Origin of the sequence: Desulfovibrio piger (assembly GCF_012843875.1) — a bacterium.
Classification (GTDB): domain Bacteria; phylum Desulfobacterota; class Desulfovibrionia; order Desulfovibrionales; family Desulfovibrionaceae; genus Desulfovibrio.
In genome coordinates, this window is sequence record NZ_JABAFY010000009.1 from 33,846 (window position 1) to 48,055 (window position 14,210).

The 14,210-nt window shown below is 64.6% G+C and carries 14 protein-coding genes and 1 other RNA gene; 5 read left to right on the top strand and 10 right to left on the bottom strand.

Annotated features, from left to right (window positions below; all coding sequences use genetic code 11):
• Position 1 precedes the first annotated feature (1 nt).
• From HF854_RS03865 to ffs, 5 genes are all read left to right on the top strand, one after another.
• Positions 2-1,315 carry a PD40 domain-containing protein gene (locus HF854_RS03865; RefSeq protein ID WP_168935141.1) on the top strand — a complete coding sequence of 438 codons (1,314 nt, stop codon included), beginning with the start codon at positions 2-4 and terminating at the stop codon, positions 1,313-1,315.
• Between the two features lie 214 nt (positions 1,316-1,529).
• A complete protein-coding gene (gene pal / locus HF854_RS03870; protein WP_006009112.1) occupies positions 1,530-1,997 on the top strand; it encodes a peptidoglycan-associated lipoprotein Pal in 468 nt (155 codons plus the stop codon).
• Positions 1,998-2,209: 212 nt separating this feature from the next.
• On the top strand, positions 2,210-3,172 hold the full coding sequence (locus HF854_RS03875) for a D-2-hydroxyacid dehydrogenase (protein WP_168935143.1): 963 nt from the start codon (positions 2,210-2,212) through the stop codon (positions 3,170-3,172).
• A 163-nt stretch (positions 3,173-3,335) separates the two neighbouring features.
• Positions 3,336-4,133 carry an amidohydrolase family protein gene (locus HF854_RS03880; RefSeq protein ID WP_168935145.1) on the top strand — a complete coding sequence of 266 codons (798 nt, stop codon included), beginning with the start codon at positions 3,336-3,338 and terminating at the stop codon, positions 4,131-4,133.
• A gap of 31 nt (positions 4,134-4,164) precedes the next feature.
• Positions 4,165-4,250: signal recognition particle sRNA small type (gene ffs / locus HF854_RS03885), an RNA gene on the top strand.
• Positions 4,251-4,852: 602 nt separating this feature from the next.
• Here ffs and HF854_RS03890 read toward each other — a convergent pair.
• From HF854_RS03890 to HF854_RS03935, 10 genes are all read right to left on the bottom strand, one after another.
• On the bottom strand, positions 4,853-6,232 hold the full coding sequence (locus HF854_RS03890; RefSeq protein ID WP_072334933.1) for a sigma-54-dependent transcriptional regulator: 1,380 nt from the start codon (positions 6,230-6,232) through the stop codon (positions 4,853-4,855).
• 176 nt (positions 6,233-6,408) lie between these two features.
• Positions 6,409-7,992, bottom strand: coding sequence for a sensor histidine kinase (locus HF854_RS03895; protein ID WP_168935146.1), 1,584 nt, complete (start codon positions 7,990-7,992; stop codon positions 6,409-6,411).
• Positions 7,993-8,064: 72 nt separating this feature from the next.
• On the bottom strand, positions 8,065-9,405 hold the full coding sequence (locus tag HF854_RS03900) for a glucose-6-phosphate isomerase (RefSeq protein WP_168935147.1): 1,341 nt from the start codon (positions 9,403-9,405) through the stop codon (positions 8,065-8,067).
• A gap of 105 nt (positions 9,406-9,510) precedes the next feature.
• Positions 9,511-9,864: a hypothetical protein gene (locus HF854_RS03905; RefSeq protein WP_168935149.1), complete on the bottom strand. Its 354-nt coding sequence runs from the start codon at positions 9,862-9,864 to the stop codon at positions 9,511-9,513.
• A gap of 12 nt (positions 9,865-9,876) precedes the next feature.
• A complete protein-coding gene (locus HF854_RS03910) occupies positions 9,877-10,389 on the bottom strand; it encodes a YchJ family protein (RefSeq protein WP_168935150.1) in 513 nt (170 codons plus the stop codon).
• Between the two features lie 304 nt (positions 10,390-10,693).
• A complete protein-coding gene (locus HF854_RS03915; protein WP_168935151.1) occupies positions 10,694-11,536 on the bottom strand; it encodes a hypothetical protein in 843 nt (280 codons plus the stop codon).
• A gap of 110 nt (positions 11,537-11,646) precedes the next feature.
• Complete coding sequence (locus tag HF854_RS03920) at positions 11,647-11,961, bottom strand: hypothetical protein (protein ID WP_168935152.1); 315 nt, start codon at positions 11,959-11,961, stop codon at positions 11,647-11,649.
• A gap of 131 nt (positions 11,962-12,092) precedes the next feature.
• Positions 12,093-12,683 (bottom strand): DUF4881 domain-containing protein, encoded by a 591-nt coding sequence (locus HF854_RS03925; protein WP_168935153.1) that lies wholly within the window; start codon positions 12,681-12,683, stop codon positions 12,093-12,095.
• Between the two features lie 11 nt (positions 12,684-12,694).
• Entirely contained in the window at positions 12,695-13,750 is a 1,056-nt protein-coding gene (locus HF854_RS03930; protein WP_168935154.1) for a sulfite exporter TauE/SafE family protein, read from the bottom strand.
• A gap of 18 nt (positions 13,751-13,768) precedes the next feature.
• Positions 13,769-14,074, bottom strand: coding sequence for a DVU0150 family protein (locus HF854_RS03935; RefSeq protein WP_168935155.1), 306 nt, complete (start codon positions 14,072-14,074; stop codon positions 13,769-13,771).
• Between the last annotated feature and the right edge of the window lie 136 nt (positions 14,075-14,210).

A 14,210-nucleotide genomic window follows, 5' to 3' on the forward strand; every position in this document is an offset into this window, starting at 1 on the left:
CATGAAACGTCTTGCCATCCTTTTGGCCCTGGCCGTCACGCTGTCCCTGGGCAGCGCCGCCCAGGCCGCCATGCGTGTCGATATCTACGGCCCCGGCCAGAATATCGTGAACCTTGCCCTGGCAGCCCCCCTCACCGGCCCCCAGAAGCAGGCCAACGGCATGGGCGCCAAACTGCAGAAACTGGTGGAAGAGAACCTCAGCTTCCTGCCCTTCATGCGCCTGACGCCCGCCTCCTCCGTGCTGGGCGGTACCCTGCTGCCCGGCTACGAGCCCCCGAGCCTGGACTTCAAGCGCTTCCAGCTGGCCGGTTCGGACATCGTGGTCACCACCTACTGGCCCAACGGCGACAGCGGCACCAGCTCCGTGCAGATCCGCGCCTTTGAGACCAACACCGGCGGCCGCCTGTTCGGCAAGGAATACCCCCAGGTGCGCGCCAGCGACCTGCCCGAAGTGGCCGACCGCTTCTGTGCCGACCTGCTCGAAGTGCTGACTGGCAGCGGCGCCTTCTTCCGCTCCACCCTGGCCTTCGTCAAGAAGTCCGGCCGCCTGTCCGCCAACGTGTGGCTGGTCAAGCCCACGGGCCGCGACCTGCGCCAGATCACCAACATCAAGGGCGAAGCCATGTCCCCGGCCTGGTCCCCGGACGGCCGCTTCATCGTCTTCACCCATATCGACGAAAAGTCCCACTCCCTGGGCGTGTGGGACCGCAAAAAGGGCAGCGTGCAGCGCGTGCGCTTCCCCGGCAACGTGGTCATCGGGCCTTCGTTCACGCCTGACAACAAGGTGGCCGTGGCCCTTTCCAACGGCCGCTACCCCGTCATCTTCCTGCTGAACCACGGCTTCCAGAAGGAACGCATCCTCGAAGGCGGCAACTCCATCAACGTGTCGCCCACCTTCGACAGGACCGGCACCAAGATGGTCTTCACCTCCTCGCGCCTGGGCGGTCCCCAGATCTTCATGAAGGACCTGAGCTCCGGCAGCATCACCCGCGTCAGCAAGAACGGCGGCTACAATACCGAAGCCAACCTCTCGCCTGACGGCACCCTGGTGACCTACAGCCGCATGACCGAATACGGCCACCGCATCTTCGTGCAGGACATGGTCACCGGCCTGGAACGCCAGATCACCTTCGGCCCCGGCAGCGACGAGCAGCCCTCCTTCTGCGGCGACAGCTACTTCATCGCCTTCGCCTCCAGCCGCGGCGGCTCCCGCGGCATCTATCTGACCACCCGTCATGGCGGCGATGCCAAGAAGGTGCCCACCGGTGGCGGTGCGGCCTCCTTCCCCCGCTGGGGCATGCCTGACGGCAAGTAGTTTTTGGCAGATTTTGTAAAATCCGGAGGTCCTGCCCGGTTTTTTCGGAAAAACCGGGCAGATTTCTGGAAAAAATAGGGGAATCCCCCCTATCCTGACTTGACAAAACTTGGTTCACATATACCATCCGTTCTGCGGATGGGATACCGCCATCCGCTGTGTACAGAAAGGAAAGGTACCTTTTTGGAGTTAGAGCTGTTCAGGAGGACACACAATGAAACGCTACGCTCTTATCCTTGCTCTGGTTATGGCCCTCGCCGCCGGTTTCGGCTGCGCCAAGAAGACCCAGGACGCCACCGGCGATGTCGATGACATGAGCCCCGAAATGCGTGCTGCCATCCAGCAGATCACTGACGGTCGCGTGCTGTTTGCTTTCGACAAGTTCGACATTCAGCCCCAGTACAAAGACATGCTGACCGCCAAGGCTGAACTGATGAAGAAGTACCCCAGCATCCGCGTGCGCATCGAAGGTAACTGCGACGAACGCGGTACCCAGGAATACAACCTGGCCCTGGGCGAACGCCGCGCCCGCGCCGCTTATGACTACATGGTTCGCCTGGGCGTGAACCCCGGCCAGCTGGAAATGATCAGCTACGGCAAGGAAAAGCCCGTGGTGCAGGGTTCCGGCGAAAGCGTGTGGGCCCAGAACCGCCGCGACGACTTCTGCGTGATCGCTCACTAGTCGTCAGCCATCCGGCTTTTAAGGGTCGCCCTTCGGGGCGACCCTTTTTTTTCGCCCCCCGTCCAAGGGCCGCCCCTTGCGGGGGTGTACGCCTAAGGCTACACTGCTCCCGAAAAAGCGGCGACAGCCCCTTTTTCTTCCCCTGCCTGTCCGGGCAACAGGCCATGCAGACACTGCCTGCCCGTTTTGCAGTGCGCGCAGCAAGGATCAAAATGAAGATAGTTGTGCTTGACGGCGACGTCATCAACCCCGGCGACATCAGCTGGGCGCCCCTGGAAAAACTGGGCGAGGTGGCCATCTACGGCGATACGCCCGAAGACCTGATCGTGGAACGGGCCGCCGGCGCGGAAGTGCTGATCACCAACAAGGTCCCCCTGCGGTCGGGCACGCTGTCCCGCCTGCCCGACCTGCGCATGGTGGCCGTCCTGGCCACAGGTTACGACATCATCGATACTGCCGACGCCGCCGCACACGGCATCCCTGTCTGCAACGTGGTGGCCTATGGCGTGGACGACGTGGCCCAGCACGCCTGGGCCCTGCTGCTGGAGCTGTGCCGCCGTACCGGCGAGCATACGGCCAGCGTCTGCGCCGGTGAATGGAAAGACACCTGGTGCTACTGGAAGACCACGCCCGTCTGCCTGCGCGGGCGGACGCTGGGCGTCATCGGCTTCGGTTCCATCGGCCGCCGTGTGGGCGAGCTGGGGCACGCCTTCGGCATGTCCGTCCTGGCCAACTGCCGCACCCCCCGCAACCCTCCGTCCTACAGCCCATTCGCCTTCGCCTCCACGGACCAGATCTTCCAGCAGGCCGACGTCATCTCCCTGCACTGCCCGCTGACCGATGCCACCCGGGCCCTCATCAACGCCAAGGCCCTGGCCCGCATGAAGCCCGGCGCCATCCTCATCAACACGGCCCGCGGCCCTCTGCTGGATGAGGCCGCCGTGGCCGAGGCCCTGCACAGCGGCAAACTGGGCGGCCTGGGCGTGGACGTGCTGGCCAAGGAGCCCCCGGCGGCGGACACTCCCCTGCTGCACACGCCCAACACCCTCATCACGCCCCACATGGCCTGGGCCACGGCCCGTTCGCGGCAGAACATCATCAACCTCACGGCCGAGAACATCCTCCGCTGGCAGCAGGGCACCCCGGTCAACGTGGTCAACGGCGTGAAGGAATAACCAACGAACCAACACCGGAAGGCGCGGGCGCGGCCAGTGCTGCGCCTCCGGTCACGGAACGGCAAAAGTACCAGCCTCCCTGTCCTTTCCCCACCGGCCCTTTCCCCGAAAGGAAGCGGCAGGGGCTCAGGGACGCATCTTCCACAAGACATCCGAGCCCATCATGTTTTTCGACATCCACACCCACGCCTTCCATCCCAAGATCGCCCACAAGGCCGTGGACCATCTCAACACGGTCTATCACCTGGACTGTCGCGGTGACGGCACCATCGAACACCTTCTAGAGCGTGAGAAGGCCGCCGGCATCGACAGATGCATCGTCCTCTGTGCGGCCACGGCCCCCGCGCAGGTCATCCCGGCCAACAACTACGCCATGAAGCTGCAGCGGGAACATGAGGAAGTCATCGGCTTCGGCACCCTGCACCCGGCCTATGTGGACTGGGAAGACGAACTGGAACGCATGAAGGCGGGCGGCCTGCGCGGCATCAAGCTCCATCCCGATTTCCAGGGTTTCGCGCTCAACGACCGCCGCCTGCTGCCCATCTTCGAGAGCGCCCAGGACGACTTCGTCTTCGAGATCCATATCGGCAGCGACGATCCCCTGGACAAGGCCCCTTCCAGCCCCTTCATGCTGGCCGACCTCATGCGCTCCTTCCCGCGCCTGCGGGTCATCGGTGCCCACTTCGGCGGCTATCAGATGTGGGATTACAGCCTGGAGGCCCTGGGCGACTTTGAGAACCTCTGGATAGACACCTCCAGCACCACGCCCTATGTGACGCCCTCGCTCCTGCAGCGGCTGCTGGCCCGTCACTCCCCGGACAGGCTGCTGTTCGGCACGGACTGGCCGCTCTATGATCCCGCCCACGAGCTAGAGCGTCTGCGTACCATGAGCGGCCTGAGCGAGGACGCCATAGAACGCATCCTCAGCAATGCGGGCCGCCTGCTGGGGATCGGGGCTTGACAGCAGCCCCCTTTTACGGCTAGCTTGCCTTCAAGCCGGACGGCGGCAGCACTGCCAACCCCGTCAGGTTCGAAAGAAAGCAGCGGTAACAGCCGCTGCCGGGTGTCCGGCCCACAAAAGCCGCGAGCGTGGAAACGTTCGCGGCTTTTTGCGTTTGCAGCAAGCGATTTGGCAAGGCGCTTTTTGGGGGAAGGGAGCCCCCTCATCTCTGCTGTCGATGCCCGTAAAGCTCCTTCGTCGCTAACGGGCACGGCCCTTCGGGCCGCCATTCGGTCGCTACTCGCGCGAGAGGGCCCCCTCCCCCCCATCCCCTTCCCGGCGCGCTTTATAGGAACGCCGGCGCCGGTGCGTCACGAGATACGGCGTGGTGGCCTCTACCGAGCGGCATCAGGCCCGAAGCGCCACGTCAGGCTCCCGCCCTCTCCAGGCCCCGGTCCCCTGCCCTGGCACACGCTTCAAGCCGCCCGCCAATTCACGGGAACAGCCTCCCAAGAGCCCGCACGAAGGGAAACAGCCTGTCCTCACAAAATACCACCCCGAACGGCCTCCCCCAAAAACAAAAAGGCCCTGCCGGAGGACCGGCAAGGCCAGCAAGATCTTCATGTCACGACAGCCGTCGGGGACCTGAATAAAAGGTTTTGGAAAGGTGGGGGGATCGGGGGGAGGGAAACCTTTTCCCCGAAAAGGTTTCCCCCCCCCCGCAAACATCCTTCCCCACCCTAATGCCCGGTGATGGCGTATTTCTTGAGCTTGTACTGCAAAAGGCTCTTGGAGATGCCCAGCAGCTCGGCGGCCTTGACCTGCACCAGATCGGCGCGTACCAGCGCGCGGCGAATGAGGGCGGCCTCGATCTTCTCCAGGGTATCGGCCAGGTCCAGCTGTACGGGCAACAGGTCCACGGCGCTCTTGAACTGCGAATCCTCGTCCCGGATCTCGGCGGGCAGGTTGTCCACGTCGATGACCGTACCGGGCACCAGCACCATGCAGGACTCCACCACGTTCTCCAGCTGGCGGATATTGCCGGGCCACTCGTAGCCGCTCAGGTAGTTGAGGGCCTCGGTGGTGAACTTTTTGGCCGGCATGTCGTTCTCGCGCGCCACCTTGTCCATGAAGTGGGCCACCAGCAGCGGGATGTCCTCCCGGCGCTCGCGCAAGGCCGGCAGAGGGATCTGCACCACATTCAGGCGGTAGTAGAGGTCATCGCGGAAGGTGCCCTTCTCCACCATGGCGGCCAGATCCTTGTTGGTGGCGGCCACCACGCGGATGTCCACCTCGATCTCCTCACCGCCGCCCACGCGCTCGAAACGGCGCTCCTGCAGCACACGCAGCAGCTTGACCTGCAGATCGGGCGTCAGTTCGGCGATCTCATCCAAAAAGAGCGTACCGCCGTCGGCCTGCTCGAAACGGCCGCGCCGCATGGCCACGGCACCGGTGAAGGAGCCTTTTTCATGGCCGAAGAGCTCGCTCTCCAGCACGCCGGGGTTGAGGGCCATGCAGTTGACCGAGACGAAGGGCTTTTCCTTGCGCGGGCTGGCGTAATGGATGGCGCGGGCCACCAGTTCCTTGCCCGTGCCCGACTCGCCGGTGATGAGCACCGTGGAGCGGCTGGGCGCGGCACGGTCCACCATGACCAGCACATCGCGGATGGCGCGGCTGCGGCCCACGATCTGGTGCACGCTGTAGCGCTCTTCCATGGCTTCCTGCAGCAGGCGGTACTGCCGGTGGGCGCGGGCCAGCTCCGTGGCGTTGTGGATGGAGAGCAGCAGCTCGTCGTTGGAGAACGGCTTGGTGATGTAGTCGAAGGCCCCGTATTTCATGGCCTCCACGGCGCTTTCGATGGAGCCGAAGGCCGTCATGATGAGCACCGGGATGTAGGGCCAGCTCTTCTTCACATGCTGGAGCACCTCACGCCCGGAGACCTTGGGCATCTTCATGTCCGTCACCACCACGTCCACCTCGCTCTCGGCCAGGAAGGCCAGGGCCGTCTCGGGGTCGCTGATGGCGGTGACGGTGTAGCCCTCATCCTCAAGCAGGGTCTGCAACACCAGCAGGTAGTTTTTTTCGTCGTCGATGACCAGAATATGCGATTTGTCACTCATGGTGTTTCTCCCGGTACAGGCGTGAGGCGGCTCCGATCAGGCCCAGGACCGTATTGCCCGCAAAAAACTGATTTTCTGCCAGCAGCCCCGCCGATGAAGGACGCTGCGGCCAGCCTGCGACATCGTTCCTGCCCAGGCTGCCCGCAGGCGGGAGGCGGCCTGGCGTGCGGGCACGTCTAGCTCTCTTTGCCGGGCTCCGGCGTCCCGTTTTCTCTGTCGTCGGCGGGCCGGGCTGCGGCTTCCCCGCTTTCCGCGGGGGCGGACTGGGCTTCCGCGGCAGCAGCGGGGATCTCAGGCTCTTCAGGCTTTTCCGGCTCCGCCGCAGGCAGCAGGATGCGCACCAGGGCCCCGCCTTCGGGGCCGTTGGCCAGCCGGATCTCGCCGCCATGGCTGTTGATGATGGAACTGACGATGGGCAGGCCCAGGCCCGTACCGCCGTCCTTGGTGGTGAAGAAGGGATCCAGCACGCTGTCCAGCAGGGCCGGATCGAAACCCGGTCCCGAGTCCAGGGCCTCCAGCACCACGCGCCCGTCGTCGCTCCGGCGGCTGCTGATGCGGATGATGCCCGGCCCGTCCATGGCCTGCTGGCCGTTGACCAGGATGTTGTAGATGGCCCGGTAGAGCAGGTCCTTGTCACCGCGCACCCACAGACCGGGCGAGGTGGCCCGCTCGATGGCCACCCCCACACGGCCCAGCTCACCTTCCAGGAAGGCCAGCACCTGGCTCAGCACAAGATCCAGATCCACCAGATCCTGCCGCGGCTGGCGGGGACGGGCATAGTCCAGAAAATCGTTGACCGTCTGCGACAGACGGACGGACTCGTCATAGATGGCCTGCAGGATGCGCGAGGTCCCGGCATCGGCCTTGCCCATACGGCGTTGCAGCAGCTCCGCGCTGGAGCGGATGATGCCCAGCGGGTTGCGTATCTCGTGGGCGATGCTGGCGATGACGCGGCCCATGCTGACCAGCTTCTCGTTGCTGTGCAGCTCGTTCTCCAGCTGGCGGTTCTTGGCCATGCGGTCGGCCAGGACGCGTTCCGCCCGCTGGATGAGCATCAGGAGCAAGGCGAACATGATGACCGACGACAGCAGGCAGGTCACCACCACCACGCCCTGGAAAAGCAAGATCTGCTCGTAATCGCTGGTGATGTCCTGCGTCAGCTCCAGCGCCCCCATGATGGGCGGCTCCGCCCCCGGCTGGAGGGGTTCTCCGCGCAGGGGATAGAGGGTCCGCAGGACGAAGGTCCCCGACGGCAGGGGCAGGTGGAAGATGGCCCGCCAGTCCGGGATATTGGAGATCAGCTCCGGCTTGGGCACGCCGCCGCGCAGGGTGCTGTCCAGGCTTTCCGGGCCCACGCCCATGCGGCCCAGCTCTTCCTTGCTGGTGGAATAGGCCACCACCCGCGTGAAGTCATAGATGCGCAGGCGTTCCATGGGCAGCCCGTGGACCACGGACTGCACCACCTGATCCAGCCTGTCGTACTGGCTGGGCTGGCGCAGGGCGATGCGCCCGTGGGCCAGCAGCGTGGGCAGGGCGAAACGCCGGTAGATCTGGTGGTTGAGGTTCTCGGCCAGCAGGCGGGAGAAGTTCTCCTGCCGTGTCAGCAGGGCCTCGCGCGCCGAATTGGCGATGAAGAACGACAGCACCAGACTGGTGGCCATGATGACCAGCAACGAGAGCCAGGACAGCGTGCGGGCATAGCTCAGCGGCAGATCCTGCTCTGCCGTCGCTCCCGCTGCGGCGGTACCACCTTTGAACATGCGATGCTCCAGTCTGCCGCCCACGGCCCGCAACAGGGCAGGCCGGAGGCGCGGCAGGGAAAAACGGGCTCCCTAGAAGCTCTCGGGCTCCTGCGCCACAGCCAGAAATTCGGCCAGGTCGGCAGCCTCCCGGGGATAACCGGACGCCCCCAGACGGGTGTTGGCCAGCCGCTTGCCCAGTTCCACCGCGGGCTGGTCCAGCGGATTGATGCCCATGAGCCAGCCGGTGAAGACCGTGGCCGCTTCCAGCAGCAGCATCATGCTACCCGCGGCGCGGGGCGTGCATTCGCCCATCTCCATGTGCAGCAGGGGCACGCCGCTCTTGCACAGGGCCATGCGCGTGCCCAGGCCTTCGGCTTCCAGCAGGGCCCCGAAGGGCTTGCCGCGCAGCCAGCTCCAGTGGTCAGGCAGGTCCCGGCCGAAATGCCGCCCCTGCTCCAGTCCCTTGGCGGTCACGAAGATGCAGCCCTTGTCACGCTGCCCGTCCAGGAACATCTGGTTGACGGAATGCTGGTCCGTGACCCCGGTGGCGGGCACGGGCATGATGCCCTTGCCGTCCTTGCCCAGGCTCTCGGCCCAAAGCTGGGCGAACCAGGGGCCATAGGTGGCCCATTGCGGCACATAGCAGAAAAACACCAGCTGGCTGTAGCCGTGGCTCTCCAGGGCGTTGGCCCAGCAGGCCAGATGGAAGGCGGGATGCCCGGCAAGGCAGGACGGATCCTGGGCCAGCGGACGGGCCACAGCGGCCGCCCCGTCCAGCAGGGCCTGCCAGTCGATACCCAAAAAGGCGGCGGGCAGCAGGCCCACGGCCGAAAGGGCCGAATAGCGGCCGCCCAGATTGTCCGGCACTTCCAGCGAATCCAGAGCGTAGCGGGAGGCCTCCTCGCGCAGGAAACCCTGGTGCAGGTCCGTGACCACGATCATGTGCTCGTGCCAGCGCTCGCCCAGGGCCTTGCGCAGCCAGTCCCGGCAAAGGAAGTACTGGGCAAGGGTCTCGATGGTGCCGCCGGACTTGCTGATGCAGACCACCGTAGTCTCGTGGGGCGGCAGCTTGGCCAGCCAGCTCTCGAAGGTGGCGGCGCAGACGTTGTCCGCGATCCAGAGGCAGGGGCCGTCATGGCAGGGACCGTCCTGCCCGGGCGCAAAGGCGCGCTGCAGGGCGCGGGCCCCCAGTGCGGAGCCGCCGATGCCCAGCACCAGCATATGGCGCCGCGCACGGACCCGGGGCAGCAGGGGCGGCAGTTCCCGCTCCAGGCGTTCCCGGTACGGCATGGTCAGGAAAGGCAGCGAGCCTTGCGCGCATTCCGTCTCCAGACGGCGCGACAGCTCCGGCGCACGCGCGGCGAAAACGGCGGCAGCGTCCCGCTGCAGACGACCGGTATAGGCGCGGGACCATTCAAGCGTATGCATCATGGTGTCCTCCCCCTGGATGGGGCGTCTTCCGCAAGGGAAGCCAAAAGGACCGGCAGGGCCGGAAAGAGGCCCGGAGCGGCACCACGATGATACCGCTCCGTGAGATCAAAACAGTTTCAGGGGCTTGGGGGCAAAAAAGCGCCGCCGCACCTCTTTGTAGGTCTGCGGTCGCACGCCGAAACGGTAGCGCCATAGCACGCAGTCCTCACGGGCGGCACACTGGCGCACGTCGGCACGGCTGCCGGCGCACATCATGCACTGCCCGCGGATGACGCGCAGGGCACGGCGCGGCGCATCCGGGCCATGCCATTCCGGACGGCTGTCCGCCTCGATGGCGGCCATGCGCCAGCCCCACAGGGGGCAGTCCTCATCCGCGCACTGACGCACGGAACGGGAGGAATTGCCCTGACATTCAAGACAAAATTGCCGGATGGCGGCAACAGGGCCAGGATTGGCCATGGATCCCCCCGCCTAGGCCGATTCCCGGCCGCAGCACTTCTTGTACTTTTTGCCGCTGCCGCAGGGACAGGGATCGTTACGGCCCACCTTGGGCTCGGGACGACGGTAAGCCTTGGGGCGACGGGCCACGCCGTCCACATAGTACAGCTTGCCGTCCTTGCGCTGGAAAAAGCTGCGTTCGCCGATCTGGCGCACGGAACCTTCCAGTTCGTAGTAGGCATAAAATTCGGCCGTATCGAAGAGCTCGCCGTTCTCGCCTTCGGGCTGGTCCTTTTCACAGGGGCCCATGTCCAGACGCAGCCAGTGGACGTCACGGGTCTGCTCTTCCAGCATCTGGGCGGTCAGATCTTCGCGATAGGCGGGATGGGTGGTCTCCACCAGATAATCGAATTTGCCGAGGCAATAGGCGCTGAAGCGCGAGCGCACCATGGTGTCGGCATCACCGGGCCAGGCCTTGCCTTCCAGGTAGGGACCACAACATTCGTCCAGAGGGCGGCCACTGCCGCAGGGACACAGTTCAGACATCTTGCAGTTACATCCTTGTTATGACAGCTGCCATGGCAGAGCCACGGCGCTTTGCAAGTGTAGCCCATGGCCGCCCCGGCGGCAAGCAGGACAGGCGGGGGACGGCGGAACGGGGCGCGTTGCGGGGCATGACGCTGTTCCCGCCCCGGCGGCCCCTCTTCCGGGAGACAGCCGGACACCGGCCCCCCTTCCCTTCCGGGACGGGACATGCCGAAAAGCCCGGCGCGCGGCCGGAGCTCCACAGACGATGAAAAAGGGCCTCCCTGCCGGGAAGCCCTCCATGCGATCTTTTTGGGCAAAAGACTCAGTTGCGCGGTGCGGACAGACGCACGTAGCAGCTTTCCGGGATTTCGCCGTCGGGCAGTTCCCCGGCAGCCATCCGCAATTCCATGCAGGTGGCGGCCTTTTTCTCCAGCCTGGCCCGGCCCAGCAGTTGCCCACCGGCATCCACCACCTCGCACAGGGCCCCTTCGGCGGGGCCTTCCTTCTTGGAGCCCGAGCACCAGAGCATCAGGCTGCCGTCCTTCCGGGCCTCCGTGCGGAACACTTCGCTGAACCCGGCGTACCAGAGCAGCCTGACGATGCGCCGCCCGGACAGGAAGGAGAGCAGGCCCGGCACGACGCCGATACAGGCCAGGATGCCGGACAGCCAGAAGGGATTGAAGCCCAGCAGGGACACGGTCAGGGAGTAGGCCCCCTGACGCAGGCTGGCGGCGTCGCTCCAGACGGTGACCTCATAGCGCTGCGTGGCGCTGGCCGGTGTGCCGCGCACCCGGACGCTCAGGGCATAGGTGCCGGGAGTGGCCCCCTGCTCCGCCACGATCTCGCCGCGCCACATGCCGTTGCCGAACCAGTAGCTGGCAAAAAAGCCGTCCAGACGGAAGCTCAGCGGCGCGCCTTCCGGGGTCACGGAGACCAGCAGGTCGCTGTCGCGCGGCTTGTCGATGCCGATGGGGCCGGAAAGCATGGTCCCCTGCCCGGCAACGATGTCCAGATGGTAGGACCCGGCACGCATGAGGGCCTGCAGACCGTCCACAAGAACGAGGACAGCCAGCCCCAGCACAAGAGCGGCCAGCAGACCTGTGCGGCGCTGGCGTTCTTTGAGGGCTGGCAGTGCCTGCCAGAAGGAATTGGAGGAATCGCTCATACGGGCAGTCTAGAGGAAGAGCGGCCTTCCGGCAAGCCCGCCGCCTCCGCTTCGGGCCCCGGCCCAAAGCGGCGGGGACGGAGGGCAGCGGGCTTTTCCGGAGGCGAATGTCAGCGAACGATCCCCAGGTGGTGCTGGGGCTGTTCCAGGACCCGCCAGTAGACCAGACTGGCGCCCTGCCGGGGCAGTTCGATGTAGGTGGCGCCTTCATCGGCGTAGACCTGGCGGATCTTGCGGATCAGGGCGAACGCCCCCATCCAGACAGGAATGGAGATGCCAAAGAACCAGAGGCAGAACGTGCTCATGGAGGACATGGGCAAACGGGAGGCCATGTACATGCCCAGGAAGACAGCGCCTATCATCACCACATTGGCAACAATGCGGACGATGCTGGAATACAGGGAACGCTTGTAGCTGCTGGTCATGACGGGCTCCTTGGCGGGAAGAAGGTCTGTTATCAAAAGACTGCCGGGAAAGGCTTTTCACGGCAGTCTCGTCTAGCAGGAGGGGGTGGGGGGCGGAGGGCCGCCCCCCGGGTTGTGGATGCTGCTGTTGTTTACTTCTTGAAGATGTTGGTGCGGGTGATGTTCATGAACCGCAGGGCCTGATGCTTGGCATTTTCCTTGTAGTACATGCGGACTTCGTCACCGGCTTCCCAGGTGGCCGGGGGCAGGTCGATCTTGTCAGCGGGGATGGTGAAGGTCACCAGGGCCTGCAGGCGGGCCGAGTATTCGGTCACAGACATCTTGTCCTTGTCGATGATGGGGAAGGTCTTGCCGTGCACCTTGGGATGGGTGCGCTTGATGCCCTTCTCAACATCGGTGAACTGCACGTTCAGGACTTCCAGAGCCTTGGTCTCGGGGTTGAAGATGGTGACGGTGGACTTTTCCAGGTCGAACATCACGCGGCCGCCGGGAACGGGCAGGGGACCGATTTCAGACGGATCGGCAGGCAGGGTGTACTCATGGACGCCGCCGGAGTAGTGGGGGTTGCGCTGGTCATGATTGACGTCCAGCACCACCAGAAGAGTTTTGGTTTCCGGATTGAAGGCCACGCAGCGGCCCTGTTCCACCTGGCCAAATTCGCACGCGGTCAGACCGAGGCTGAGAGCCAGTACCAGAGTCAGAATTACGTTACGCATTCTCATGTGCTGCCTCCTTACGCCTGGCGCTTCTTGGCGGCCAGTTCAGCCTTGGCGCCCTGAACCATACGGACGGTGATGTAGAGGGAGATGGCGCTCACGAAGCCCAGAACCACCACGGTAGCCACGCCGTTGATGAAGCCGGCATAGGCGGGGAAGTAGGGCTGGATGAGCTTCAGGACCACGGAAGCGAGGCAGCCGATGACGGCGCAGCCGAAGGCGATACGGATGCCGTAACCCTTGATGTACTTGGTGGCAACAGCACCGATCTGGGCACCGATGGCGGCACCGACCAGCATGATGAGGGCGGCCACGAGTTCAGTACGCCCCTTGAAGGTGAAGGAAGCGGCGCCGTACAGGCCGGAGATGGCCACTTCGAAGAGGTCCGTACCCACGGCCACGTGGGTGGGGCAACCGACCAGGTACACCAGGGCGGGCATGCGGATCAGACCGCCGCCGATGCCGAGGATACCGGCCAGCCAGCCAGTGAACAGGGAGACCGCGATGGGCAGCCAGGCGGAGCAGTAGATACCGGCGCCGTGGAAGTGCACCATGGGGGGAATGCGGATGGCGTGCAGCTTGGAGGCCCAGTCGATACCGGTGGCGGTAGCGGAGAGCTCTTCACCGCGGGCGGCGGCTTCGCGTTCCTTCTTCTTGCGCAGGGCCACGTCATGGAAGACCATCCAGGCCATGCAGATCAGCAGCACGACGTACAGCCAGCGCACGACCTTGTCGACGGAACCCAGGCGTTCCAGCCACATCAGCATCTGGGCGCCCAGTTCCACGCCCACGATGGTACCGACCAGCATGGTCAGGCCGAGCTTGTAGTCAACGTTGCCGAACTTGCCGTGCCGCAGGGTCGAGATCAGGGATTTGCCGGCCATGTGGGCAACGTCCGTGCCCACGGCGAAGGCCATGGGGAAGCCGAGGATGTTCAGACCGGGGGTAACCATCCAGGCACCGCCCATACCAAAGAAACCACCGATGATGCCGACGCCGAGACCCAGAATGATCAGACCGGGCCAGAAAATCGTCACGCCGGAGATGGGCATCAAAACATACAACCAATCCATGTTTTCCTCCCTTCCGGCCTAGTGTTCAGCCAGCTCGCGGTGCTTGAGGTCGATACCGATGTGCGACATCACAACGTCGGCCAGGAAGCCGAAGATGCAGCCGACCGTCGGGATGATGATGATGGTCAGGATGGTGAAGTACAGATGACTGTCATTGTACATCTGCGCCCACCACAGCATGATACCGTCCAGGCGGCGGGTATCGGCCACGATGACCACGTTTGCCGCCGCCTTCTTGGCTGCCAGGGCCAGGGAAGGCATCATGACCAGCAGCATGACGAAGCTGCCCGCAATAGCTGTCCAGAGCTTGCGCATCATTTTCATGTTCTCCTCCGGGTCTTGGGGTTGTTACATCCAGATCCTGCGTCCCACGGCAGGACCATTCGTCCCAAACTTCACATGCTCGTTTTAAGCAACACCCGTGCCAATTTCGCTAAAAAACCCGGGAATCCTTGATTAC

Excerpts from the sequence above, each read along its gene's own strand:
- HF854_RS03920 (WP_168935152.1), bottom strand. The coding sequence starts at position 11,961 with ATGACCAGCAGCTACAAGCGTTCCCTGTATTCCAGCATCGTCCGCATT.
- HF854_RS03895 (WP_168935146.1), bottom strand. The coding sequence starts at position 7,992 with ATGTTCAAAGGTGGTACCGCCGCAGCGGGAGCGACGGCAGAGCAGGAT.
- HF854_RS03890 (WP_072334933.1), bottom strand. The coding sequence starts at position 6,232 with ATGAGTGACAAATCGCATATTCTGGTCATCGACGACGAAAAAAACTAC.
- pal (WP_006009112.1), top strand. The coding sequence starts at position 1,530 with ATGAAACGCTACGCTCTTATCCTTGCTCTGGTTATGGCCCTCGCCGCC.
- HF854_RS03935 (WP_168935155.1), bottom strand. The coding sequence starts at position 14,074 with ATGAAAATGATGCGCAAGCTCTGGACAGCTATTGCGGGCAGCTTCGTC.
- HF854_RS03865 (WP_168935141.1), top strand. The coding sequence starts at position 2 with ATGAAACGTCTTGCCATCCTTTTGGCCCTGGCCGTCACGCTGTCCCTG.
- HF854_RS03915 (WP_168935151.1), bottom strand. The coding sequence starts at position 11,536 with ATGAGCGATTCCTCCAATTCCTTCTGGCAGGCACTGCCAGCCCTCAAA.
- HF854_RS03900 (WP_168935147.1), bottom strand. The coding sequence starts at position 9,405 with ATGATGCATACGCTTGAATGGTCCCGCGCCTATACCGGTCGTCTGCAG.
- HF854_RS03925 (WP_168935153.1), bottom strand. The coding sequence starts at position 12,683 with ATGAGAATGCGTAACGTAATTCTGACTCTGGTACTGGCTCTCAGCCTC.
- HF854_RS03930 (WP_168935154.1), bottom strand. The coding sequence starts at position 13,750 with ATGGATTGGTTGTATGTTTTGATGCCCATCTCCGGCGTGACGATTTTC.
- HF854_RS03905 (WP_168935149.1), bottom strand. The coding sequence starts at position 9,864 with ATGGCCAATCCTGGCCCTGTTGCCGCCATCCGGCAATTTTGTCTTGAA.
- HF854_RS03875 (WP_168935143.1), top strand. The coding sequence starts at position 2,210 with ATGAAGATAGTTGTGCTTGACGGCGACGTCATCAACCCCGGCGACATC.
- HF854_RS03880 (WP_168935145.1), top strand. The coding sequence starts at position 3,336 with ATGTTTTTCGACATCCACACCCACGCCTTCCATCCCAAGATCGCCCAC.
- HF854_RS03910 (WP_168935150.1), bottom strand. The coding sequence starts at position 10,389 with ATGTCTGAACTGTGTCCCTGCGGCAGTGGCCGCCCTCTGGACGAATGT.